We start from the raw sequence: 23,761 nt of genomic DNA, 5'->3' as shown, positions 1-23,761 counted from the left end.
GGCGTCATGGCTGATACGATGCAGTTCGACCTTGTCGCACCGGAACGGAACCTGATGTCCGTTCCCGTGCGCGAGGTACGCCTGCCGGGTACGGATGGCGATTTGTCGGCGATGCCGGGCCACGCGCCTGCCATCGTCAACCTGCGCCCCGGTCTGGTCACGGTCGTTGACGACAAGGGGACAGAGCATCAGTTCGCGATTTCCGGCGGTTTCGCCGAGATCAACAACAGCTCGGTCTCGCTTCTGGCCGAAATCGGTCGCAAGCGCGAGGATATGACGCAGGAAGTCTTCGACGAGATGATGCGGTCCGCGGTGCGCAAGAAAGAGGCCGCCGAGGCGAAGGACACGGCCCACGGTGCCGAAAACATCGTCGCTTCGGCCGCCAAGCTTCTTGCCGATATGGAAGCCCTTGGTACCCATATCGGACTTGATCCGAATTCTTCGACCGTGCCGCACTGAATGGCCTAAGATACGAAAGCCCCGGTCACGCCGGGGCTTTTTGCTTACCTGACCGGGTTTTGGAAAAAGGACCATGAAGCGTTTCAGTCATCTCGCCGTCGGCATCCTCCAGGGCTCTGAGATCCTGTTCTCGGATTTCGAAGATGGCGGCGAAATGTGGACTGGCGATGGCCCGAGACAGCATCGTTACGACGTGCGCTTTGAAGAGGCTTTTCACGGCGTGCCGATCGTTCATATCGGGCTTTCCATGTGGGATATCGACAGCAACAGCAATCAGCGTGCCGATATTGGCACCGAAGATGTCACGCGCGACGGTTTCACGATCATCTTTCGCACATGGGGCGATACGCGCGTTGCACGGGTGCGCGCCGACTGGCTGGCGATCGGTCCGACCCGCTTTGACGAAGATTTCGAGGTCTGACAGGCGATCCGTCTATTTCGGTTGACCGAGCGTCAGAGGCCCGCATCGGCAAGAATTTTCTCGGCCTCGTCGGCGCATGGTGACAGGGCGGCGCGATCCTCGCCGGGATAGAAGCGCCCGCGCGTTGCCGTGGGCATGGGCGCAGGTTCTGGTGTCAGGACGCGCGGTCCGACACGCTCGGCCTCTGCCTGCCAGCTTTTCGCGAGCGAAATCTGGGCGGATTTGCTGGCCCCGTATGCCCCAAAAAATTTCTCTCCGCCGCGCGGATCGTCCGGAATGATCGCGGTGCCGTTTCGCGCCCGCAGCAATGGCTCCATCAGGCCGACCAGATTCTGCGTGGCAGTGGCGTTGACCGCGAAAGATTTTGTCCAATCCTTGCCATCGACATGACCGGCAGGCCCAAGCGGGGCAGCGTGGATCGCGGTATGCACCCAGACATCCAGCCCGCCCCAGCGTTCTGCAATCGCCTTCGTTAATTGCAGCATTGCGGGCGACTCGATCACGTCCATCGGTGCCAATGTCGCCGGATGACCGCCGGCGGCGCGGATGCGGTCGTCCAGTTCCTCCAGCGCGCCTGTCGTGCGGGCGACGGCGATAATGTGATATCCGCGCTTCGCGAGTGCTTCGGCGAGGGCAGAGCCAAGCCCGCGTGATGCACCGGTCACGAGCGCGATCTTCTGGTCCTGGTCATGCGTGTCATGTGTCATGCAGAACGCTTTCGCATGTGGCCGGAACGACTGCAAGACGCCGCGAAAGATTGACTTTTTGCGGCAATGCGGCATGATCGCCGGGACAGAAATTCCATGAAGGACAGTATCATGACACTCACTCAGGCGGCGCTTCCCAGCCGCACGTTTCTGACGAATGCGATCCTCGTTCTGGCCGGCACGGCACTGCTGGCAATGTCGGCGCAGGTGTCCGTGCCGATGTATCCCGTGCCGATGACGCTGCAGACGCTGGCGGTTTCCCTGATCGGTCTGGCCTATGGCTCTCGTCTCGGCGCTGTGACCGTGATTGCCTATCTTGCCGAGGGCGCGATGGGGCTGCCGGTATTTGCGAACTTTGCTTCGCTGCCGGCGTTCACCGGGCCGACGGCAGGCTTTCTTTTCGGCTTTGTCGGCATGGCATGGCTGACCGGTTTCATGGTCGAGCGTGGCTTTGACCGCGGCTTCGTCAAGCTGTTCGTCGCGGCCATCCTGCCCGCACTTCTGCTGTTCGTTCCCGGTGTCACGGTGCTGAAACTGGTGACTGGCCTGGGCTGGGAAGCGGCCTTCTTCGCGGGCTGCGCCCCGTTCCTGATCGGCGCGCTGGTGAAGGCAATCGTCGCCGCAATGGCAGTCAAGGGCGGCTGGAACCTGATTGATCGCCGCTGACCGGAGGTCAGACTGAACGAAAGCGCCGCCCATCGGGCGGCGTTTATCTTTACTGCTCCTGCAAGCGGCGCAGCGCGCCCTTGCACATGCCGTATTCCAGCCATTGGCAGCGGGCGCAGATCACATCCAGGTCGTCAGGGCGCACCCTTTCACGCGCCCGCGCTTCTGCCTGCTGCCAACGCATCTGCTGACCGGGCGTGATACCAAGCGCGCGTGCATGGTTCTGATCCAGCCAGGAAATACGCTCGTCAGAAGCGCATCCTTCGCCACGACGATGGGGGCAGGGGCCGCAGACGCTGTCGGCCTGAGACGTGAAGATCACGGGCGTGTCAGGGTCGGCGCGCAGCCGTCCGACAACGACGGCATCCATATTGCGTGAAAACGCCTCGGAATAGCCGCGACCCTGCCAACCTATGGCGCAAAGCACATGATGCGGGCGCAGCAAAACGGCCCCGGAAGCCGGGGCCGTTCTGCTTGTTTCAATACTCTCAGCGATTGGCGACGGGGACATAGTCGCGCTTGTCCGCCCCGACATAAAGCTGACGCGGACGGCCGATCTTGTTCTGCGGATCGGACAGCATTTCCTTCCACTGCGAGATCCAGCCGACGGTGCGAGACAGCGCAAAGATCGGCGTGAACATCGAGGTCGGGAAGCCCATCGCCGACAGGATGATGCCGGAATAGAAATCGACGTTCGGGTAAAGCTTACGCTCGACGAAATATTCGTCTTCCAGCGCGATCTTTTCCAGTTCCTTGGCGACTTTCAGGGTCTCGTTATTTTCGATGCCCAGCAGGTCCAGAACCTCGTCCGCCGATTCCTTCATCACCTTCGCGCGCGGGTCGAAGTTCTTGTAGACGCGGTGGCCGAAGCCCATCAGACGGAACGGATCGTCCTTGTCCTTGGCGCGACGGATATATTCGGGGATCTGATCGACGGTCCCGATTTCCTGCAGCATTTCCAGCGCCGCCTGGTTGGCGCCGCCATGCGCCGGTCCCCACAGGCAGGCGATGCCGGCCGCGATACAGGCAAACGGGTTCGCACCCGACGACCCGGCCAGACGCACGGTCGAGGTTGAGGCGTTCTGTTCGTGATCGGCATGCAGCGTGAAGATGCGGTCCATCGCCTTCGCCAGCGCCGGATCGACAGTGTATTTCGCCGCCGGAACCGAGAAGCACATGTTCAGGAAGTTCGATGCGTAATCGAGCTCGTTATTCGGATAAACGAAAGGCTGCCCGATCGAGTATTTATAAGCCATCGCGGCAATGGTCGGCAGTTTCGCGATCAGCCGGATCGAGGCCACTTCGCGCTGCCACGGATCGCCGATATCGGTCGAATCGTGATAGAAGGCGGACATCGCACCAACCACGCCGACCATGGTCGCCATCGGGTGGGCGTCACGGCGGAAGCCTCGGAAGAAGTTGTGCATCTGCTCGTGAACCATGGTGTGGTTGGTCACGCGCGCAACGAAGTCCTTCAGCTGGCTTTCGTTCGGCAGTTCGCCGTATAGCAGCAGATAGCAGACTTCCAGATAGTTTGAATTATCGGCCAGTTGCTCGATCGGGTAGCCGCGATACCACAGCTCTCCCTTGTCGCCGTCGATAAAGGTGATGGTCGACTCGCAGGAGGCGGTCGAAGTGAAGCCGGGATCATAGGTGAAGACGTCACCCTGTCCGTAGAGTTTGCGGATATCAAGGCAATCCGGTCCCGCGGTCGGCGTCAGCACGGGAAGTTCGATTTCCTTGCCAAAGACGGAGAGTATAGCGGGTTTGTTGTCAGCCATTCCGGGCTCCTTCGCTAGGGCCGGCGCCTTTCGGCACCGGACATGTGGGCGGGCCGTCAGCCCGCTTGATCTTGCAGCCGCGCCAGAGCCTCGTCGCGGCCGAGCGCAAGCATCATGTCGAACACGCTGGGAGTAGAGGTCTTCCCGGCCAGGGCAGCCCGTAGCGGCGCCGCAATCTTGCCGAGTCCGAGCCCGTGCGATTCTGCAACGGTCTTGGCTGCCTGCTCCAGCTCATCGCGCGACCAAGTAGCATGCTGCAGCGCGGCAGTCAATTCATTCAGCATACCACGGGATACCGTATCCAGCGAATTTGACGCTTTCTCCTCGATCGGGATCGGGCGTTCTGTCAGGGCGAAACTGGCCTGTTCAAGCAATCCTGGCAGGGTTTTCGCCTTTTCCTTCAGCACCGGCAGAATTGGCATCAGCCTGGCAGTCTGTGTCGCATCCAACGCTGCGTCACCGATGGCTGCGCGGAAGGCGTTCAGTTCAGCCAGAAGATGCGCGTCCTCCATCTGTCCGATATGCCAGCCGGAAACATGTTCCAGCTTTTTGAAATCGAGCCGCGCGGGCGCGCGCCCGATGCCGGAAAGGTCAAACCATTCAACAGCTTGCGCATCCGTGAAAAGCTCATCATCACCATGCGCCCAGCCAAGTCGCGCAAGATAGTTGCGCATCGCTTCAGGCGGATAGCCGAGTGCTGCGTATTCGTGCAGCCCGACCGCGCCGTGACGCTTGGAAAGCTTTTTGCCGTCGGTCCCGTGGATCAGCGGAATATGGGCAAAAACCGGGCGCTTCCAGCCCATCGCGTCATAGATCTGCGCTTGCCGCGCGGCGTTCGTCAGATGATCGTCACCGCGGATGATATGGGTTACGCCCATGTCGTGATCGTCCACCACGACGGCATGCATATATGTCGGGCTCCCGTCGCTGCGCAGCAGCACCATGTCGTCCAGTTGCGCATTCTGAAACGTGACATCACCCTGAACCGCATCAGTGATAACCGTCGCGCCCTCGCGAGGGGCGCGCAGGCGCACGGCATAGGGCAAGTCCGGCTGCTCGTTACTGTCGCGCCAGGGCGACTGGAAAGGCTGGTTTGGATTGGCCTCGCGCCACGCGGCGATTTCGTCGGCGGTGGCGTAACAGCGATAGGCATGCCCGTTTTCCAGCATTTCGCGTGCGACTTCAGCGTGGCGGTCGGCGCGGGCGAACTGGCTGATCGGCTCTCCGTCCCAGTCGATGCCAAGCCAGCGCAGCCCATCAAGGATGGCCTCGGTTGCCTGGGCGGTGGAACGCGCGCGGTCGGTATCCTCGATCCGCAGCAGAAATTTGCCGCCACGACCGCGTGCATAAAGCCAGTTGAACAGCGCCGTACGCGCACCCCCGATATGAAGATATCCGGTCGGCGAGGGGGCGAAGCGGGTGATGATCGGTCGGGTTGCGTCGGTCATGACAGGGCCTTTCGGGGCGGAAAGGGGAGGCATTGCAGCCATTAACCCTTTCTCAACGAGTTTGCTTGTACGGTTGCGCGAGGGATAGCGAAGGGGCCGGGAAAGAACAAGAATGGCGTCTGATGCGGCACTTTCAGGCCCAAGCGCTGCAGGCATGGCCGGGACACGTCGCGCACCAGCCGCGCGCGCGCCCGGAAGACGAGCGACCACGGGAATAGCCGAACGTGCCGGGCTGATGCCCTGGGCACCGGTGTGGCTGTCTTTAGGGATCGGGCTTTGGTTCGGGTTGCCTGCGCAGCCGGGGATCTTGGAAAACACGATCGCGCTGACCATCGCAGCGGCGGGACTTCTGCTGTGGTATTGGCGCGCGGGGCATCAGTCAGAGCTTCTTCGCCTCGCCGGCTTCGGGTTGGTTTTCATCGCCCTGGGCTTCGGGGCAAGCAGCATACGCGCCGCGCGGGTCGCTGCCCCCGTGCTGGAGTTCCGGTATTACGGCCCGATTGAGGGCCGCCTGATCGAGATCGACCGATCAGCCCGTGACCGCGTGCGCCTGACGCTGGATCAGGTCCGGCTTGATCGCATGTCCCCGGCCCGCATCCCGCGCAAGGTCAGGGTTTCCTTGCCCGATGGCGCGCCCGACGCCCCGCCACCGGGCACGCGCGTGATGCTGACCGGGCATCTTGGTCCGCCACCCGGTCCGGCAGAGCCGGGGGGATTCGATTTCCGTCGCGCGGCTTGGTTCGAAAGCCTTGGGGCGATTGGCTATACGCGCGCGCCCGTGATGGTCGCGGCCCCCGCGAAGCCCGGCGGTGCGCTGCAGATGCACCGCATGCGCATGCGGGTATCGGCGGCGATGCAGGACCGAATCGGCGGGCAGGCGGGTGCTGTCGCCTCGGCCCTGATGACGGGGGATCGCAGCGGTATCTCCGAAGCGACGAACCAGCTTATGCGCGATTCGAACCTGTTTCACATCATCTCGATATCCGGCCTGCATATGGGAATGCTGGCCGGTTTCGTCTATGCAGCGCTGCGTCTGCTGATTGTGGCTGCACAGGCCATCACGATGCGCGGCCTTCTGCTGCCCGCGCACAAGCTTGCGGCAATCGGCGGCATTCTTGCGGCGGCAGCCTATCTGTGGCTCTCGGGCGGTGGCGTCGCGACTGAACGCGCCTTTCTGATGGTCGCGGTGATGATGGGCGCGATCCTTGCCGACCGGCGGGCGCTGTCGCTGCGCACCGTGGCGCTTGCTGCGCTGGCGATCCTGCTGCTGGCGCCCGAGGCACTGCTGACCCCCGGTTTCCAGATGAGTTTCGCGGCAACGGTCGCTCTGATCGTCATCTATCCGCGCTGGCAAGGCTATGCGCCGCGTCTGCCCTGGCTGCTGCGTCCGGTTGTCATGCTTGTCCTGTCATCCCTGATCGCGGGGCTTGCCACAACACCCATCGCGGCCGCACATTTCAGCAGGCTTGCGCATTACGGTGTTCTCGCGAACCTGCTCGTGGTGCCGGTGACGGGCGCGCTCATCATGCCGATGGGCCCGGTGGCGGCGCTTCTTGCCCCTTTCGGGCTGGCGGCACCCGCGCTTTGGCTGATGGGGCTTGGGACGCGGTGGATGCTGGCGGTTGGCGAGTGGATTGCGGGGCTGAGCGGTGCGGTCAGCTTCGTTCCCCAGCCTGCGTCTTGGGTGCTGCCGACCCTCGGCGCCGGCGCGGTGATCGCACTTCTATGCGCGCGGTCGTCCGTCAGCATATTCCGCAACCTGCGCTTTCTGGCGGGTGCCGCGCTGATCCTTCTCGGTTTTGCCGGATGGGCGACGACGACACGACCAGAGCTTCTGATCTCACAGGCGGGGGATGCGGTCGGCGTGATGACGGCGCAGGGCCGGGTGCTGTCGAAGGCGAAAGGGGGCAGCTTCACCACCGGAGAGTGGCTGGAAAAGGACGGGGATACCGCAAGTCAGGCACAGGCGGCTGCGCGGCCGGGATGGACAGGGCCCGTGAAGCAACGGGTGATCCGCGTCGGTGATACGCAGTTGCTGCACTTGACCGGCAAGGGCAGCGACCTGGTCGCGCGGAAGATGTGTCGGCCGGGCGTGATCGTTGTCACGAATCAGCCTGTCGAGGCGGATGAGACAACGCGACCCGGCGGCTGTATCCTTCTGGATGCGCTTTCTCTGCGGCAGAGCGGGGCGGTTGCGATGCATCGCGGGACCTTTCGCAGCGCGCGCGATGCGACGGGAAAGCGACCCTGGTCATATTAGCCGATCAGACGAACTGCTCTCTGGTAAGGCGTTCCTCCAGCCCATGCCCCGGATCGAACAGAATGCGGTGCTGGATCGCCGGCTGTGACCGGATTTCGACCCATCTGACAGAATCGACGCCCCGAGAATCGGCATCTGCCATGACGGGTCGTTTTTCGGGTTCCAGCACGTCAAATCGCACCGTCGCAGAGGTAGGCAGGATCGCCCCGCGCCAGCGTCGGGGGCGAAAGGCCGCAATCGCGGTCAGGGCGAGCACGTCCGAGCCCATCGGCAGGATCGGGCCATGCGCGGAATAGTTATAGGCGGTCGATCCCGCCGGCGTGCACAGAAGCGCCCCGTCACAGACCAGTTCCTCCATCCGGACACGGCCGTTGACAGATATACGCAGCTTCGCCGCCTGCGGCCCGGCGCGCAGCAGGCTGACCTCGTTGATTGCGAGCGCCTGATGCTCTGTGCCGTCGCGGGAACCGGCGACCATCGCAAGCGGATTGGTCACGGTCATTTCAGCCTCGGCGATCCGCTCTGGCAGGTCGTTTTCGGCGTAATCGTTCATCAGGAAGCCGATTGTGCCGCGATTCATGCCGTAAACCGGAAGGCCAAGGTTGCGGTGAAGCGTGCTGAGCATCAGCCCGTCGCCACCAAGCGCCACGATCACGCCGGCATCTGCCTCATCGGCCTGACCATAGCGCGCGGTCAGCCGCACAAGCGCGTCCTGCGCGACTGTCGTTTCGCTCGCAACGAACATCAATCTGGCTGTCATCTGCCCCTGCCTGCGTGAACGCGCCCAGAGTTCCGTCAGACGGGCAGGAACGCAACCCCCAAGCGAAGGCGATCCGGGCGCGCGCGCAGTCTCTCGCCCACATGCCGCGCGAATTCGGCGACACATGGCGCGTATTAGCTGTTTATGCCGACGCCCCGCTCGGCTAAAGAGACCGCGAACCCGCCCAGTTCCGGAGACGTGACATGAATAACCAGACCCATGAATTCTTCACCGCGAATCTTGCCGGCAGCGATCCCGAAATCGCCAAGGCCATCGGTCAGGAACTGGAACGCCAGCGCGACGAGATCGAGCTGATTGCATCCGAAAACATCGTCAGCCGCGCGGTGCTGGAAGCGCAGGGCAGCGTGCTGACAAACAAATATGCCGAAGGCTATCCGGGCAAGCGCTATTACGGCGGCTGCCAATATGTCGATATCGTTGAAAATCTGGCGATCGACCGCGCGAAAGAGCTGTTCGGGGCGCGCTTTGCGAATGTGCAGCCCAACAGCGGCAGCCAGATGAATCAGGCGGTGTTTCTGGCGCTTCTGCAGCCGGGCGACACCTTCATGGGCCTCGATCTGAATTCGGGCGGGCATCTGACGCATGGCAGCCCGGTGAACATGTCGGGCAAGTGGTTCAATGTCGTCAGCTACGGTGTGCGGGCGCAGGACCAGCTTCTGGATATGGAAGATATTCGCGCCAAGGCACTGGAACACAAGCCGAAACTGATCCTCGCGGGCGGAACGGCCTATAGCCGCGTCTGGGATTGGGAAGCCTTCCGCAAGATCGCGGACGAGGTTGGTGCCTATCTGATGGTCGATATGGCCCATATCGCCGGTCTGGTCGCAGGTGGGCAGCATCCCTCTCCGGTGCCGCATGCGCATGTCGTGACCACGACGACACACAAATCGCTGCGCGGTCCGCGCGGCGGCATCATCCTGACGAATGACGCCGACATCGCGAAGAAGATCAACTCGGCCGTGTTCCCCGGCCTTCAGGGTGGTCCGCTGATGCATGTGATCGCGGCCAAGGCCGTGGCGTTCAAGGAAGCGCTCGATCCCAGCTTCAACGATTATGCCGCGCAGGTCGTGAAAAATGCACGCGCGATGGCGGATGAACTGATGAAGGGCGGCATCGACATCGTATCGGGCGGGACCGACAACCATCTATGCCTGGCCGATCTGCGCCCGAAAGGCGTGACCGGCAAGGCCGCCGAGGCAGCATTGGGCCGCGCGCATGTCACCTGCAACAAGAACGGCGTGCCGTTTGATCCTGAAAAGCCGTTCGTGACTTCGGGCATCCGCCTTGGTGCGCCTGCGGGCACCACGCGCGGCTTCAAGGAAGAAGAATTCCGCCAGATCGCCCGCTGGATCGTCGAGGTCGTCGACGGCCTTGCGGCCAATGGCGAGGAAGGCAATGCCGAGGTCGAAGAAAAGGTGAAGGCCGAAGTCGCCGCACTTTGCGCGCGTTTCCCGCTTTACGAGGGGATGTGAGCGACCCGCACCCCGACGGGCTGATCGGACGCTGACGCGACACGACCGGATCGCGGGTCAGGCCCGTGGTGCGGTCGGTACGGGATGTTTCGCGTCTTGCCACGTATCCCGATTATCGTCACGGACGCGATCCGGCGGCGGACCGGATGCCGCGACGTTGTGCGCAGGCCCGACAGCCCCCATTGCCGAGCCGCACGCGCAGCGATAGCCTGCGCCCAATCAGATTCAGGAGACGACCATGGTCCAACCGCAAAGCTGGGAACAGCGCGCCGAAGAGTTTTCGATGTATGGCTTCACCGACCTGCCGAGCGTGCATGAACGTGGCACGGTCGTGGTGACGCATGGCGAAGGGCCCTATATCGTCGACACCAACGACAAGCGCTATCTCGATGCGAATTCGGGGCTGTGGAACATGGTCGCGGGCTTCGATCACGCAGGCCTGGCTGACGCCGCGAAGGCGCAATATGACCGCTTCCCCGGTTATCACGCGTTTTTCGGGCGCATGTCCGACCAGACAGTGATGCTGTCGGAAAAGCTGGTCGAGGTTTCGCCTTTTGAACGCGGCAAGGTTTTTTACACGAACTCTGGTTCGGAAGCCAATGATACCATGGTGAAAATGCTGTGGTTTCTTTGGGGCGCGGAAGGCCAGCCGCAGCGCCGCAAGATCCTGACCCGCAAGAATGCCTATCATGGCGTGACTGCCGTTTCCGCATCCATGACCGGCAAGCCCTATAACGAGGTCTTCGGCCTGCCGATGGACGGGTTCATCCATCTGACCTGCCCGCATTACTGGCGCGAGGGTCGTGACGGCGAAAGCGAGGAAGAATTCACCGCCCGTCTCGCGCAGGAGCTTGAGGATGTGATCGCGCGCGAAGGCGCCGACACGATTGCGGGCTTTTTTGCCGAGCCTGTGATGGGCGCAGGCGGGGTCATCCCGCCCTCGAAGGGGTATTTCCAGGCGGTCCAGAAGGTGCTGAAGAAGCACAATATCCCACTCATATCGGACGAAGTGATCTGCGGCTTTGGACGCACCGGAAACACGTGGGGTTGCCAAACTTACGACTTCATGCCCGATGCGATCATCTCGTCCAAGAACCTGACCGCAGGGTATTTCCCGATGGGTGCAGTCATCCTCGGGCCAGAGCTTTCGGACCGGCTGAGCGCCGCCGCCGAAGCGATCGAGGAATTCCCGCATGGCTTCACGGCCTCGGGTCATCCGGTCGGCTGTGCGATTGCACTGAAGGCGATCGACGTGGTGATGAACGAGGGTCTGGCGGAAAACGTCAAAAGCCTTGCGCCGCGGATGGAAGCGGGTCTGCGCGGGATCATGGAACGCTCGAAGAATATCGGGGAGTTGCGCGGCGTGGGCTATATGTGGGCGCTGGAGGCCTGCCTTGATCCGGCAACGAAAACGCCCTTCGACAGCAAGTTGTCGGTGAGCGAGCGAATCGCGAATACCTGCACAGATATGGGACTGATCTGCCGTCCGCTTGGCCAGTCGATCGTGCTGTGCCCGCCCTTCATCCTGACCGAAGAGCAGATGGATGAGATGTTCACCAAGCTTGAAGCCGCGCTGAACAAGGTGTTTGCCGAGGTCGCATGAGCGCAGACCCCGCACTGCGGGTCTATGCCGAACATGCCGGGGACATGGCGGCGCGATGGCGGGCCGCCCGCACCCCGGCAGAGCTGTACGCGCCCGTCGCCGACCTGGTTCTTGACAGCCCCTGCCGGGTCGCGGATATCGGTGCCGGTCCGGGTCGCGAGGCGCAGTGGCTGGCGGGGCTTGGCCACGATGTCACCGCCGTGGAGCCGGTGCAGCCTTTTCGCGAGATCGGCGCGCACGGTGCCGCGCAGGTCACGTGGCTGGATGACCGGCTGCCCGATCTTGCGCTGACCCGCCAGCTTCCTCTCTTCGATCTCGTGCTTCTGACCGGCGTCTGGCAGCATGTCGATCCGGCCTCGCGCGGGCAGGCGATGGCGTCTCTGGCTGCGATCCTGCGCGATGGCGGTCGCCTGATGATATCCTTGCGTCAGGGTCCGGTCGATCCGCACAGGGGTCTTCATACCGCCGACGCGGGCGAGGCGCTTGGCCTGGCTGCGGCGGCGGGGCTGACCATGATTGCGCGGCGCGACGGCGCATCGGCTCAGCCGCAAGGCATTGTGGCTGGCGTAAGCTGGATCTGGCTGGTGCTCGGCAGGTGAACCCTTGCGGAGCCGGCGGGTCCTCGATCAGCGCGCCATGAAGACCGGCAGATTTGTCTTGCCCAGCATGTTGCGTGTGGTCCCCCCAAGGATCGCCTCGCGAAAGCGAGAATGACTATAGGCACCCATGACGATCATATCGGCCCCGATCTCGGTCGCGCGCTGTGCGATGATGTCGCTGGTCTGGGGCAGGGTGCGCGCGAGCACCGCAATATCGCTGTTGACGCCGTGGCGTGACAGCATCTCGGCCAGTGCGCCGCCGGGGTCAGAGCGTTCCGGCCCGTGCGGCGACGGGTCGATGACCGTGATCTCGACACTGTCGGCGGCTGTCAGAAGGGGCAGGGCGCGCCTGACGGCGGCCATGGTTTCCTCTGACTGGTTCCACGCGATCATTATCTTGCGGCCCATATCTTCCGGAAGCTCTCCTTTCGGGACGATCAGCACAGCCGCGCCGCCCTCGAAAAGCGCGGCTTCCGTGATCGCTTCCGCGTCAGAGGATGCATTCTCGCTATAGGGGCGGGTCAGCACGACCAGATCGGCGAAGCGCGCGCGCATCCCGATCAGCGTGGTCAGCCCGCCGACCTGTGCCACGGCGCTTTCGACGGACCAGCGGACATCTTCTGCCTCCAGCCGGCTTCTGACCGAGGCTTCCAAGGCTTCGGCTGCGGCCATCGCCTTGTCGATGCTTTCCTGGAACACGTAAGCCGAGGCCCCGGCGTAGTAATACCCGGTCTGCGAATGATCGACGCCAAGGCAGAACACCTCCAGATGCGCGTCTTCGCGGCGCGCCATCGCAATTGCGGCGTCAAGCTGTCGTTGCTGCCCTTCGGTCGAGATGACGGTGAGTATCGTCTTGTAACCCATGCTGCGCTGTTCCTTCGCGTTCATTTGCGGCCCGACTGTTCACGGCCTGTGGGCGACAGAGGCAGTTTTTCGGCGGGGCGGCCGCCCGGTACCGGCCACATGCAAAACTAATGCCGCATCAGATCGGGCGATTTGATGCAGATCAAGGATAGCACATCGCGGGCCGGCTAGGACATCGCTGTGTGCAGATGCCCCGTAACCGTGCCCGAGTGACGCGATTCGGCGGTCGCTGCCGCTTATGATGACGGGGGCGCGAACCAATGTCGGACTACCTTAAGCTGGGCGTGCTGGGCCTTGTTGCGCTGATCGCGGCCATTGCCGCGAATTATGCGCGCGATCTGGCCTTCGCCGTCAACATGGCAATCGTGATGCTGAGTGCCGGTGGCCTGTTCATCTATTACCTGCGCCGCACTGACGAGCCGCACCCGGACATCAACGAAAGCGAGTATGCCGACGGTGTCGTGCGTGCGGGCGTGATTGCAACCGTGGTCTGGGGGCTGGTGGGTTTCCTTGCCGGGCTGACCGCAGCCGCGCAGCTGGCATGGCCGGCGCTGAACCTGACCGACATCTTCGGCGGGTATCTGAATTTCGGCAAACTGCGTCCGCTGCATACCTCGGCGGTGATCTTCGCCTTCGGGGGCAACGCGCTGATTGCGACATCTTTCTATGTCGTCCAACGCACAAGTGCCGCACGGCTCTGGGGTGGCAATCTCGCCTGGTTCGTCTTCTGGGGCTATCAGCTGTTCATCGTGCTGGCCGCGACCGGCTATATTCTTGGGGCGACGCAATCCAAGGAATATGCCGAGCCTGAATGGCATGTCGATCTGTGGCTGACGATCGTCTGGCTGGCCTATTTGGCGGTGTTTCTGGGCACGATCATGAAACGGCGCGAGCCGCATATCTATGTCGCGAACTGGTTCTATCTGGCGTTCATCGTGACCATCGCGATGCTGCATGTCGTCAACAATCTGGCCGTTCCGGTCAGTGTGTTCGGGTCGAAATCCGTCCAGCTTTTCGCCGGCGTTCAGGACGCCATGACGCAGTGGTGGTATGGCCATAACGCGGTCGGCTTCTTCCTGACGGCAGGATTTCTGGGGATGATGTATTACTTCATTCCCAAGCAGGCCGAGCGTCCTGTCTATAGCTACAAGCTGTCGATCATCCACTTCTGGGCGCTGATCTTCCTGTATATCTGGGCCGGTCCGCACCACCTGCATTACACCGCGTTGCCCGACTGGGCATCGACCCTGGGAATGGTGTTTTCGATCATCCTGTGGATGCCAAGCTGGGGTGGCATGATCAACGGGCTGATGACGCTGTCGGGCGCGTGGGATAAGCTGCGCACCGATCCGGTCCTGCGCATGATGGTCGTGGCCGTGGGCTTTTACGGCATGGCGACCTTCGAAGGCCCGATGATGTCGATCAAGGCGGTCAACTCTCTAAGTCATTATACCGACTGGACAATTGGCCATGTCCATTCCGGCGCACTTGGCTGGAACGGGATGATTACCTTCGGTGCGCTTTACTATCTCGTTCCGCGTCTGTGGGGGCGCGCGCAGCTTTACAGCGTGCAGCTTGTCAGCTGGCACTTCTGGCTCGCGACGATCGGGCTGGTTCTTTACGCGGCTTCGATGTGGGTCTCTGGCATCATGGAGGGTCTGATGTGGCGCGAGGTCGACAGCCAGGGTTTCCTCGTCAACGCCTTCGCCGACACGGTGGCCGCGAAATACGCCATGAATGTGGTCCGCTTCCTTGGCGGGGCGCTGTATCTGGCCGGTGCTGTCGTCATGGCGTGGAACCTGTGGGCGACTGTCAATCGCCAGCCTCGTATTCATTCCGGCCCGGTCGCCGTGCCGGCAGAATAAGGGGCAGAAGATGCAGATCCTTGAAAAACACAAGATCCTTGAAAAGAACGCAACGCTTCTGCTGGTCTTTTCCTTTCTGGTCGTCACGATCGGCGGCATCGTCGAGATCGCGCCGCTGTTCTATATCGACAGCACGATCGAGGAGGTCGAGGGCATGCGCCCCTATACCCCGCTCGAACTGACGGGTCGCGACGTCTATATCCGCGAGGGCTGCTATGTCTGCCACAGCCAGATGATCCGGCCGATGCGAGACGAGGTAGAGCGCTACGGGCATTACTCGCTGGCTGCGGAATCGATGTATGATCACCCGTTTCAATGGGGGTCGAAGCGCACCGGACCGGATCTGGCGCGGGTCGGCGAACGCTATTCGGATGAGTGGCATCTGGACCATCTGCGCGATCCGCGGGCGGTGGTGCCGGAATCGATCATGCCGTCCTATGGCTTTCTGGAAAATCGCATGCTCAGCGGCGAAAATGTCATGGACCGCGTTCAGACGGATGCGCTTGTCGGCGTGCCCTATGACGACGCCATGATCGCCGCCGCGCGCGAGGATTTTCTGGCGCAGGCCGATCCGGACGCCGACGCCTCGGGGATGGAGGAACGCTATCCCGGCGCGCAGCAGCGCAATTTTGACCGGCAGCCGGGCGTATCGGAAATGGATGCGCTGATCGCCTACCTACAGGTTCTCGGCACGATGGTCGATTTCTCGACCTTCGAACCGGACCCGAACCGCTAGGGGGCCGCGATGGATATTTATACCCTCACCCGCGCATTCGCCGATAGCTGGGCCTTGCTGGCGCTTGTCCTGATTTTCCTCTGCGTGATCCTGTTCGTATTCCGGCCGGGTGCCCGCAACGCGCAGCAGGATGCCGCCAAAAGCATCTTCCGCAACGAGACGCGGCCCGCGCCGCCTGAACCAGAAGAGGATCAGCGCTGATGGCCGAGAACGACAAGGACAAACCGGACACGCAGGATCACGACAGCCCCGCGAACCCGGATAACCGCATCTCGCTGGAGCGGGCTGCGGCGGATGATGAGCACAAGGCCGATATCCTTGCCCATCCGACCGGCGAGGCAGAGGGCAAGGCGCTGCATAAACCGAAACGCACCGGGCCGCGCACCGGCAAGCGCCGCGCCGGCAAGATGGTTGAAGAGGTCGGCTCGACCGGGCACAGCTGGGACGGGATCACCGAATACGACAATCCCATGCCCCGCTGGTGGCTCTGGGCGTTCTATGCGACGATGGTCTGGGGGCTGGCCTATACGTTCTTTTATCCGGCCTGGCCCCTGATCAGCGGCGCAACGCAGGGCCTGCTGCACACCAACTATCGCAAGGAACTGGCTGCCGATGTGCAGCGCTATGACGACGCGAATTCAGCGGTGCAGCAGAGGCTGGCCTCGGCCGATCTGAACGCGATTGCATCGGATGCAGAGCTTTCGAACTATGCCCTGAATGCGGGCCGCGCGGTCTTCGCGACATGGTGCGCCCAGTGCCACGGATCGGGCGCGGGCGGCGCGAAGGGCTATCCCAACCTGCTTGACAATGACTGGCTGTGGGGCGGCACGATGGAGGAGATCCATACTACCGTGACCCACGGCATCCGCAACACCGCCGACCCGGATGCGCGCTATTCCGAAATGCCGCGCTTCGGCACCGATCAGTTGCTGGAAGACGCGCAGATCGACCAGGTGGTTCAGCATGTGCTGGCGATTTCCGGACAGGCGCATGACGCTGCGCTTGCGGCCGAAGGGGCCACGGTCTTTGCCGACAATTGCACCGCCTGCCATGCCGAGGATGGCACCGGCGACAGGATGCAGGGCGCGCCTGACCTGACCGACGCGGTCTGGCTTTACGGTGGCGATCCGGCATCGGTCACGCAATCCGTCCACGATGCCCGTTTCGGGGTGATGCCCAACTGGTCGACGCGCCTGTCCGAGGACGATCTTCGCGCGGTGTCCTTCTATGTCCACAGCCTTGGCGGTGGCGAATGAGCTTTCGAATTCCGGCGTTCTGGGACGCCGGGATGGTGCCGGTCCCTCGTCCTGTTCGCGCGTTTCCAGAGGGACCGGCATCGCTGTCCAAAGAGCAGGATTTCCGGCCGCGACTTGATGCAGGTCAAGGTTCAGCGCCGATCGGCGGCATAGAAAGCCTGTGCGCGAGACAGGAGCATGTTCATGTCCACCCCGGATACGGACCCGCCACGGCTTTACGCGGCCAGAGAGCCGATCTTTCCACGCTCGGTCAAAGGCCGCTTCCGGCGGTTGAAGTGGATCATCATGGCGGCCACGCTGGCTGTCTATTATATCACGCCGTGGCTCCGCTGGGACCGCGGGCCGGACATGCCGGATCAGGCCGTGCTGGTCGATCTGGCCAGCCGGCGCTTCTTTTTCTTCTGGATCGAGATCTGGCCGCATGAATTCTATTTCGTGGCGGGGCTGCTCGTCATGGCGGGTCTGGGGCTTTTCCTGTTCACCTCGGCACTTGGGCGCGTCTGGTGTGGCTATGCCTGCCCGCAGACCGTCTGGACCGACCTTTTCACCCATGTAGAGCGCTGGATCGAGGGCGACCGGAATGCGCAGATCCGACTGTGGCGGGCGAAATGGGACGCGCGCAAGATACGCCTGCGCGCCGCGAAATGGACGATCTGGCTGGTAATCGCGCTGCTGACCGGGGGCGCGTGGGTGTTTTACTTCACCGATGCCCCGACGCTTCTGGGCAATCTGCTGAACGGGCAGGCCCATCCCGTTGCCTATCTGACCATCGCCACCATGACAGCGACGACCTTCCTGTTCGGCGGTTTCATGCGCGAGCAGATCTGCATTTACGCCTGCCCGTGGCCGCGCATTCAGGCCGCGATGATGGACGAGGATACGCTGACCGTCGCCTATCGCGAATGGCGCGGCGAAGAGCGGGGCAAGATCCGCAAGGGCGAGCCGACCAGATCCGACGATCCGCTTGCCGAAAAGGGCGACTGCATCGACTGTTTCGCCTGCGTGAACGTCTGCCCGATGGGGATTGATATCCGCGACGGACAGCAGCTTGAATGCATCACCTGCGCGCTGTGTATCGACGCCTGCGACGATGTGATGGACCGCATCGGAAAGCCGCGTGGTCTGGTCGATTATATGGCCCTGAAGGACGAGACGGCCGAGCGTGTCGGCAATGAAAGCCAGTCGCTGTTGCGCCATGTCCTTCGCCCCCGCACGCTGCTTTATTTCACGCTCTGGGCTTCTATCGGGGTTTTGCTGCTGGTGGCGCTTTTCCTGCGCTCGCCCTTCGATCTGAACGTGACGCCGATACGAAACCCGCTGTTCGTGACGCTTTCCGACGGCGCGATCCGCAACACCTATGCGCTGCGGCTGCGCAACAAGCAGCACACGGAAATGGCGTTCAGCGTCGATGCAGTGGGCACGGATGGCGAAGCGCTGCCGCAAGCCGTCCTCAGCGTCGAAGGGGCCGAGAATGCGGCGGTAAGGGTTCCCGCCGACAAGACCGCGACGCTGCGCGTCTATCTGACGGCGGAACCCGGATCGCCCCTGACACGGGTTCAAAGTACCGATCTCGATCTGCTTGTCACGGATGCGGATGGCCAGCAATCGACCGTCGCGACCGTCTTTCATGGAAAGGACTAAGCCCATGCCCGCCGCCTTTTCGAACCCGCTTCCGCTCAGCCTTCTTCTGGTGCTGGCCATATCGGCTGTGTTCTTCGCACCGTTTCTGCTGTTCGGCGGCCACAGACCGGTGACTGGCCGGGCAATATTGGCGGTCTTTCTGTCGCTTTTTGGCACGATCCTTTGCGTGAATATCGTCATGGCGACCAAGGCGGTGCGCAGTTTTCCGGGCCTGGAGGTCGCGAATTCCTATGTCGCCTCGCAGAATTTCGACCGCGAGAGATCGGCGCAGCAGGCGCTCGGCTGGCGGGCAGAGCCGAGTTATCGTCATGGCGTGCTGAGCGTGAAAATCTCCAACGCGCAGGGTCTGCCCGCCCCTGTGCAGGCGCTGCGCGTGACCGTAAGCCGCCCGACGCAGAGGCGCGACGACATCGCCCCGACAATGCGCAACGCGGGCGGCATCTGGCTTGCAGATCTGCCGCTGCCGCCCGGCGCATGGGTCCTGCATCTGGAAGCAGACGCGCCGGATGGCACAGTCTTTCGCCAGCGGCTTTCGCATTATCCCGGCAGCATGGTGAGAGGCTGATGGCAGATATCAGCGCCCCCGGACCTTACGGCGCAAAGCTCAGCGCCTGCCCTGCCTGCGACGCGGTGCCGCTGGCCAGCCGGGTCGCGGAATCTGCGATAAAAAGCGATCTGGTCCTGTCGCTGCCGACCGCACATTGCGCAACATGCATTGCCGATGTCGAACGTGCATTGCGCGCCCAGCCGGGCGTAAATTCGGCCCGCGTCAACCTGACCCTGCGCCGCGTCATGATTGATGCGCCGGGCCGCCGGGCGGAGGAATTTATCCCTATTCTGCAAGGCATCGGATACGAGGCGCACGAGCTTGACCTGTCGGCGCTGTCTTCATCGGCCGCTGGTCGGCAGGGGCGCGATCTTCTGATGCGGATCGGCGTCGCCGGTTTCGCGATGATGAACATCATGATCCTTTCGGTCGCGGTCTGGTCCGGGGCCAGCGGTCCGACGCGCGACATGTTCCATTGGATTTCCGCGTTGATTGCACTGCCGACCGTGGCATTCGCCGGTCAGCCCTTCTTCGCAAGTGCATGGGCCAGCCTGCGCGCAGGACGGCTTGGAATGGATGTGCCGATCTCGCTGGCGCTGATCCTCGCCACGGCGATTTCTGTGACCGAGACGCTGCAATCGGGTCATCACGCCTATTTCGACGCGGCGGTGATGCTGTGCTTTTTCCTGCTGGTCGGCCGCTATCTGGATTTCCGCAGCCGGGCTGTTGCGCGCTCGGCCGCTGAAGAGCTGACGGCATTGGAGGTCAGCCGCGCCGTGCTGCTTACGGACGGCGCAGAAAGCATCGTCAATGTGGCTGACCTGCGCCCTGGCGACCTGATCCGCATCCGACCGGGTGCCCGCGTTGCGGCGGATGGGGAAATCGTGGCCGGAATGTCTGAAATTGACCGCTCGTTTCTGACCGGGGAAAGTCTGCCTGTGCGGGCCGGGCCGGGGGACGATTTGTCGGCGGGCGATGTCAACCTGACAGGACCGCTGGACCTGCGCGTCAGGGCGGCCGGGCGCGACAGTTCCCTGTCGCGGCTGGCAACGCTTGTGGCCAGTGCCGAAGCGTCGCGGGGGCGTTACGCCTCGCTTGCCGAACGCGCCGCGCGGGTCTATTCGCCTGCCGTGCATCTGCTGGCGCTGGCAAGCCTGCTGGGCTGGATCTTGACGACAGGCGACTGGCGCGTCGCATTGAATATCGCCGCGGCGGTCCTGATCATCACCTGCCCCTGCGCGCTCGGCCTTGCCGTTCCGGCAGTGATCACGGCCGCATCGGGCCGGCTGTTCAGCCACGGCATGCTGATAAAGGACGGCACCGCGCTGGAACGTCTGGCAGAGGTTGACACCGTCGTCTTCGACAAGACCGGCACGCTGAGCATGGGGCTGCCGGAACTCGTGTCCGCATCGTACTTGCCGCTGTCGCTGCACCCGACCTTGCTCGCGATTGCGCAGGGGTCTGAACATCCGCTGTGCCGCGCGATTGCCGCAGCGCTGAAAGGTGAAGGCGTGGTTCCGGCGCAGCTTGACCGCGTGACAGAGATACCGGGTCACGGTGTCGAGGCCGAATGGGATGGTCGCCTTGTCCGTCTGGGTCGCCCGGACTGGGTTGGTCTGCCTGCCGCCGCTGCCGATGGACCTGTCAGCGTTCTGGCGGTCGAGGGTCACGACCCCGTAACGCTGCATTTCGCAGATACGCTGCGTCCGGGTGCGGCCGATTGCGTCGCCGCGCTGCGCGGGCAGGGGCTGCGGGTGATCATGCTGTCGGGCGATGCCGAGGCTGCGGTCGCGCGCACCGCATCGGCGCTTGGCATAGACGAGTTTCACGCCACCGTAACGCCGCAGCAGAAAGAGGCAGAGGTCGCGTCTCTGGCTGCGGCCGGCGCGCGGGTTCTGATGGTGGGCGACGGCTTGAATGACACTGCGGCACTTGTTCGCGCCCATGTCTCGATCTCGCCTGCTTCGGCGCTGGATGCGGCGCGGGTCGCGTCTGATATCGTGCTGATGGGGTATGACCTTGCACCAATTGCCGAGGCGATGGCGCTGGCGAAAACCGCGCGGCGGCGGATAAAGCAGAACTTCGCGATTTCGGTCGGGTACAATGTCGTGGCCGTGCCATTCGCCATGCTGGGCCTTGTCACGCCGCTGCTTGCCGCACTCGCGATGTCGTTCAGTTCGGTCAGCGTGACGCTGAATGCCCTGAGGCTGCGCTGATGGCGGTTCTGTTCATTCTGATCCCGGTTTCCATCCTGCTTGGCGCGGGCGGGCTGGCGGCGTTCCTGTGGTCACTGAAGGCGCGGCAATATGACGACCCGAAGGGGGATGCGGCCCGCATCCTATCGGACGAGTGGGACGAACGGCCGAAGCCGCCTCAGAACAGCGATCCCTGAGGGTCCAGATCGGGGCGTGCGGGAAGCTCTCCATCGCTGAATTCGATGATGAACGCCTTCGCCCTGGCGGCGGCGTCCGCCGTGGCCAGCACATGGCCGTCCTTGTCACGAACGACGGCGAAACCGCGCGCCAATGTCTGCTGATAGCCAAGCGAGATACGCATCCGGTCCAGCCGCTGGATCGCGTCGTCGCGCCGGGCGATGCCCCGCGCAAATGCGGCATCCATCCGTTCGTGAAGCGGGACCAGACGCGCCCGCCCGTCGGAAGTTTTGCGACGGGCATCGGCCAGCACCCGTTCGCGGCCATTTTTCAGCCGGGCGCTCAGACCGTCCAACCGGTCACGGCGGCGTTGATTGGGTGCGCTGGCAGAACTTGTCAGATGTCGCGTTAGGTTGTCCAGCCCGGTCTTTGCCCGCTCGGTCAGACGCGTCAGCATGGCGGGCGTCAGACGTTCCTTGTTCAACTGGTCGCGGCGGCGGTGAACGAGATTGCGAAGCGCCGGTTCCAGCGCGCCGCCCCGGAAGTCGAGCCTTTGGCGCGCGCCTTCGGTGAGCGTCTGTGGGCGGCCAAGGGCGCGGCCCAGATCGACCAGCCGCTGCGCCATGCGTTCGTGCCGCTGACCCATCGCCTGCGTCATGCGAAGCCGCGCCTGCTGCAGTTGCAGGCCCAGTTCGCGCCGCACCGGCACGGCCATTTCGGCGGCAGCGGTCGGCGTCGGTGCGCGGCGGTCGGCGGCAAAGTCGATCAGCGTGGTGTCGGTTTCGTGCCCGACCGCCGAGATCAGCGGGATGGCGCTGTCGGCGGCGGCGCGGACAACGATTTCCTCGTTGAAGCCCCACAGGTCCTCCAGACTGCCGCCACCACGCGCCACGATCAGCAGATCGGGCCGGGGGATCGTACCGGTCGGGGGCAGGGCGTTGAAGCCGCGAATGGCGGCGGCGACCTCGGCTGCGGAGCTGGCGCCCTGCACGGCCACCGGCCAGATCAGCACATGCGTCGGAAAGCGGTCGCGCAGCCGGTGCAGAATGTCGCGAATGACCGCGCCCGAGGGCGAGGTGACAACCCCAATCACGCGCGGCAGGTAGGGCAGCGGCTTCTTGCGATCCGCATCAAACAGCCCCTCTGCCGCCAGCGCCTTGCGCCGCTTTTCCAGCATCGCCATCAGTGCGCCGGCACCTGCGGGTTCCAGCTCATCCACGATCAGCTGATATTTCGACTGGCCCGGGAAGGTGGTCAGCTTGCCGGTCGCGATCACCTCCAGCCCTTCTTCGGGCTTCTGGGTCAGCCGCGCGGCCTGTCCTTTCCAACTGACGGCGGCAATGACCGCGCGGTCGTCCTTGAGATCGAAATAGACATGGCCGGAACGCGGCATGGACACGCGCCCGATCTCTCCCCGCACACGGACACGCCCGAATTCGCCCTCGATCACACGTTTGACCGCGCCCGAGATTTCGGACACCGAAAGCGGAGGATTGTTATTGCCGGGGCCGTCGCCGTCGGGCGTTTCGTCTTCAAACAGGTCCATCAATCTCCTCCGCAGCCGCCGCCATCGCCGGCGTCGCTGCCGGATTGCCCGTCATAGGTTGTGAAGCCCGGCCGGTTTTCGTCGTCATGCCTGCTGCCGCGCGACGTCTCGGCCCCGACGACCATACCGCCATCTGCGCTGTCTGACCGACGCAGCAGTCTTTTACTGGGCGTGGCAATATAACGCTCCACCGCGATCACAACGGTCACGGCGAAGGCGACGGTTGCCCAGCCCGGTCCGAACTGCCAGAGCACCAGAGCCGTGACAACGACACCCAGAAAAAACGCATTCAGTGAGGTTGCCCCTTTTTGCGACCGGCTTGATGGGTCCGGCCAGAATTCGGGATCGGGCGAGACATCGAATTCTTCGCGGATCATGCGCAGTGTTGAAAGGTAGGCGGGATCATTTTCAGGCGCAGGCCGACCGGGAATATGGCGCAGTTCACGACCGAAGAATTTCCTGCTGTATGTGCGCCAAGCGGCGTCATCTGCGAGGTGCAGATGCCAAAGCTGGTCAACCATGGTCGACGGCGCCAGAACGCCGTCCGAGAGTGAGACGAGATAGAGAAAGCGCCTGTATTCCGTGAGCAGCGCCGCCGTGCGCTGCGGCGAGATGTGATAGCGATCCGTCAGCACCACGCCCAGATCGCTGCCATCCGACAGCGTGATCGGTTCAGATTGCAGCTGTTGCCAGAGTTCGGGATTGCGCACCGGGTGGCCTGCCTCTAGTTCCTTGGC

At 63.1% G+C, this 23,761-nt stretch carries 23 protein-coding genes; 15 read left to right on the top strand and 8 right to left on the bottom strand.

All coding sequences use genetic code 11. The features are described from left to right. The first annotated feature begins 6 nt into the window (after nucleotides 1-6). Both atpC and FQV27_RS04365 read left to right on the top strand, forming a co-directional pair. Nucleotides 7-459: an ATP synthase F1 subunit epsilon gene (gene atpC, locus FQV27_RS04370; protein WP_147096571.1), complete on the top strand. Its 453-nt coding sequence runs from the start codon at nucleotides 7-9 to the stop codon at nucleotides 457-459. Between the two features lie 73 nt (nucleotides 460-532). Beyond that, nucleotides 533-880 carry an H-type lectin domain-containing protein gene (locus FQV27_RS04365; protein ID WP_147096570.1) on the top strand — a complete coding sequence of 116 codons (348 nt, stop codon included), beginning with the start codon at nucleotides 533-535 and terminating at the stop codon, nucleotides 878-880. Nucleotides 881-912: 32 nt separating this feature from the next. Here FQV27_RS04365 and FQV27_RS04360 read toward each other — a convergent pair whose 3' ends face one another. Next, on the bottom strand, nucleotides 913-1,587 hold the full coding sequence (locus FQV27_RS04360; protein WP_147096569.1) for an SDR family NAD(P)-dependent oxidoreductase: 675 nt from the start codon (nucleotides 1,585-1,587) through the stop codon (nucleotides 913-915). A 111-nt stretch (nucleotides 1,588-1,698) separates the two neighbouring features. Here FQV27_RS04360 and FQV27_RS04355 point away from each other — a divergent pair, with 111 nt between their 5' ends. Then, nucleotides 1,699-2,253, top strand: coding sequence for a biotin transporter BioY (locus tag FQV27_RS04355; RefSeq protein WP_246132989.1), 555 nt, complete (start codon nucleotides 1,699-1,701; stop codon nucleotides 2,251-2,253). A gap of 49 nt (nucleotides 2,254-2,302) precedes the next feature. Here the strand turns inward: FQV27_RS04355 and FQV27_RS04350 are convergent, their stop codons facing one another. Genes FQV27_RS04350 through gltX form a run of 3 tightly spaced genes read right to left on the bottom strand, consistent with a single transcriptional unit; the run spans nucleotide 2,303 to nucleotide 5,482 of the window. Beyond that, the gene (locus FQV27_RS04350; protein ID WP_246132988.1) at nucleotides 2,303-2,698 is read right to left on the bottom strand and encodes a DUF1284 domain-containing protein; all 396 of its coding nucleotides are present in this window, start codon (nucleotides 2,696-2,698) and stop codon (nucleotides 2,303-2,305) included. A gap of 43 nt (nucleotides 2,699-2,741) precedes the next feature. Beyond that, nucleotides 2,742-4,034, bottom strand: coding sequence for a citrate synthase (gene gltA / locus FQV27_RS04345; RefSeq protein WP_147096567.1), 1,293 nt, complete (start codon nucleotides 4,032-4,034; stop codon nucleotides 2,742-2,744). Between the two features lie 56 nt (nucleotides 4,035-4,090). Next, the gene (gltX, locus tag FQV27_RS04340) at nucleotides 4,091-5,482 is read right to left on the bottom strand and encodes a glutamate--tRNA ligase (protein ID WP_147096566.1); all 1,392 of its coding nucleotides are present in this window, start codon (nucleotides 5,480-5,482) and stop codon (nucleotides 4,091-4,093) included. Between the two features lie 112 nt (nucleotides 5,483-5,594). Here gltX and FQV27_RS04335 point away from each other — a divergent pair, with 112 nt between their 5' ends. Continuing rightward, entirely contained in the window at nucleotides 5,595-7,742 is a 2,148-nt protein-coding gene (locus FQV27_RS04335) for a ComEC/Rec2 family competence protein (protein ID WP_147096565.1), read from the top strand. 4 nt (nucleotides 7,743-7,746) lie between these two features. Here the strand turns inward: FQV27_RS04335 and FQV27_RS04330 are convergent, their stop codons facing one another. Then, nucleotides 7,747-8,502, bottom strand: a complete 756-nt coding sequence (locus FQV27_RS04330) for an NAD kinase (RefSeq protein WP_147096564.1) — start codon at nucleotides 8,500-8,502, stop codon at nucleotides 7,747-7,749. Between the two features lie 203 nt (nucleotides 8,503-8,705). On the opposite strand from FQV27_RS04330, the gene glyA reads away from it, so the two are divergent. The 3 genes from glyA to FQV27_RS04315 all read left to right on the top strand — a co-directional run bounded on the left by glyA (nucleotide 8,706) and on the right by FQV27_RS04315 (nucleotide 12,197). Beyond that, nucleotides 8,706-9,995 (top strand): serine hydroxymethyltransferase, encoded by a 1,290-nt coding sequence (gene glyA, locus FQV27_RS04325; protein WP_147096563.1) that lies wholly within the window; start codon nucleotides 8,706-8,708, stop codon nucleotides 9,993-9,995. 238 nt (nucleotides 9,996-10,233) lie between these two features. Beyond that, complete coding sequence (locus tag FQV27_RS04320; protein WP_147096562.1) at nucleotides 10,234-11,598, top strand: aminotransferase; 1,365 nt, start codon at nucleotides 10,234-10,236, stop codon at nucleotides 11,596-11,598. Further along, nucleotides 11,595-12,197 (top strand): class I SAM-dependent methyltransferase, encoded by a 603-nt coding sequence (locus FQV27_RS04315; RefSeq protein ID WP_147096561.1) that lies wholly within the window; start codon nucleotides 11,595-11,597, stop codon nucleotides 12,195-12,197. The genes FQV27_RS04320 and FQV27_RS04315 overlap by 4 nt, the downstream gene beginning before the upstream one ends. A gap of 27 nt (nucleotides 12,198-12,224) precedes the next feature. Here FQV27_RS04315 and FQV27_RS04310 read toward each other — a convergent pair whose 3' ends face one another. Next, nucleotides 12,225-13,061, bottom strand: a complete 837-nt coding sequence (locus tag FQV27_RS04310; protein WP_147096560.1) for a universal stress protein — start codon at nucleotides 13,059-13,061, stop codon at nucleotides 12,225-12,227. 260 nt (nucleotides 13,062-13,321) lie between these two features. Between FQV27_RS04310 and ccoN the strand changes: the two genes are divergently transcribed. From ccoN to ccoS, 8 genes are all read left to right on the top strand, one after another. After that, nucleotides 13,322-14,926, top strand: coding sequence for a cytochrome-c oxidase, cbb3-type subunit I (gene ccoN / locus FQV27_RS04305; protein WP_147096559.1), 1,605 nt, complete (start codon nucleotides 13,322-13,324; stop codon nucleotides 14,924-14,926). Nucleotides 14,927-14,936: 10 nt separating this feature from the next. Then, nucleotides 14,937-15,662 carry a cytochrome-c oxidase, cbb3-type subunit II gene (gene ccoO / locus FQV27_RS04300; protein WP_147096558.1) on the top strand — a complete coding sequence of 242 codons (726 nt, stop codon included), beginning with the start codon at nucleotides 14,937-14,939 and terminating at the stop codon, nucleotides 15,660-15,662. A gap of 9 nt (nucleotides 15,663-15,671) precedes the next feature. Beyond that, nucleotides 15,672-15,863: a cbb3-type cytochrome c oxidase subunit 3 gene (locus FQV27_RS04295; RefSeq protein ID WP_147096557.1), complete on the top strand. Its 192-nt coding sequence runs from the start codon at nucleotides 15,672-15,674 to the stop codon at nucleotides 15,861-15,863. A gap of 206 nt (nucleotides 15,864-16,069) precedes the next feature. Continuing rightward, nucleotides 16,070-16,918: a cytochrome-c oxidase, cbb3-type subunit III gene (gene ccoP, locus FQV27_RS04290; protein ID WP_246133009.1), complete on the top strand. Its 849-nt coding sequence runs from the start codon at nucleotides 16,070-16,072 to the stop codon at nucleotides 16,916-16,918. Between the two features lie 183 nt (nucleotides 16,919-17,101). After that, on the top strand, nucleotides 17,102-18,559 hold the full coding sequence (gene ccoG, locus FQV27_RS04285) for a cytochrome c oxidase accessory protein CcoG (RefSeq protein WP_147096555.1): 1,458 nt from the start codon (nucleotides 17,102-17,104) through the stop codon (nucleotides 18,557-18,559). A gap of 4 nt (nucleotides 18,560-18,563) precedes the next feature. Beyond that, a complete protein-coding gene (locus tag FQV27_RS04280) occupies nucleotides 18,564-19,124 on the top strand; it encodes a FixH family protein (RefSeq protein ID WP_147096554.1) in 561 nt (186 codons plus the stop codon). After that, complete coding sequence (locus FQV27_RS04275) at nucleotides 19,124-21,322, top strand: heavy metal translocating P-type ATPase (RefSeq protein ID WP_147096553.1); 2,199 nt, start codon at nucleotides 19,124-19,126, stop codon at nucleotides 21,320-21,322. Before FQV27_RS04280 ends, FQV27_RS04275 begins: the two co-directional genes overlap by 1 nt. After that, nucleotides 21,322-21,498, top strand: a complete 177-nt coding sequence (ccoS, locus tag FQV27_RS04270; protein WP_147096552.1) for a cbb3-type cytochrome oxidase assembly protein CcoS — start codon at nucleotides 21,322-21,324, stop codon at nucleotides 21,496-21,498. Before FQV27_RS04275 ends, ccoS begins: the two co-directional genes overlap by 1 nt. Here the strand turns inward: ccoS and xseA are convergent. Continuing rightward, nucleotides 21,480-23,027 (bottom strand): exodeoxyribonuclease VII large subunit, encoded by a 1,548-nt coding sequence (gene xseA / locus FQV27_RS04265; RefSeq protein ID WP_377768711.1) that lies wholly within the window; start codon nucleotides 23,025-23,027, stop codon nucleotides 21,480-21,482. The genes ccoS and xseA overlap by 19 nt on opposite strands. After that, on the bottom strand, nucleotides 23,024-23,734 hold the full coding sequence (locus FQV27_RS04260) for a glycine-rich domain-containing protein (protein ID WP_147096550.1): 711 nt from the start codon (nucleotides 23,732-23,734) through the stop codon (nucleotides 23,024-23,026). The genes xseA and FQV27_RS04260 overlap by 4 nt, the downstream gene beginning before the upstream one ends. Nucleotides 23,735-23,761 lie beyond the last annotated feature (27 nt).

The organism is Paracoccus aurantiacus (assembly GCF_007993065.1).
In the GTDB taxonomy this organism is placed as follows: domain Bacteria; phylum Pseudomonadota; class Alphaproteobacteria; order Rhodobacterales; family Rhodobacteraceae; genus Paracoccus; species Paracoccus aurantiacus.
Note: the sequence above shows the minus strand (reverse complement) of the source record. Positions and strands in the feature narration are given on the sequence as shown.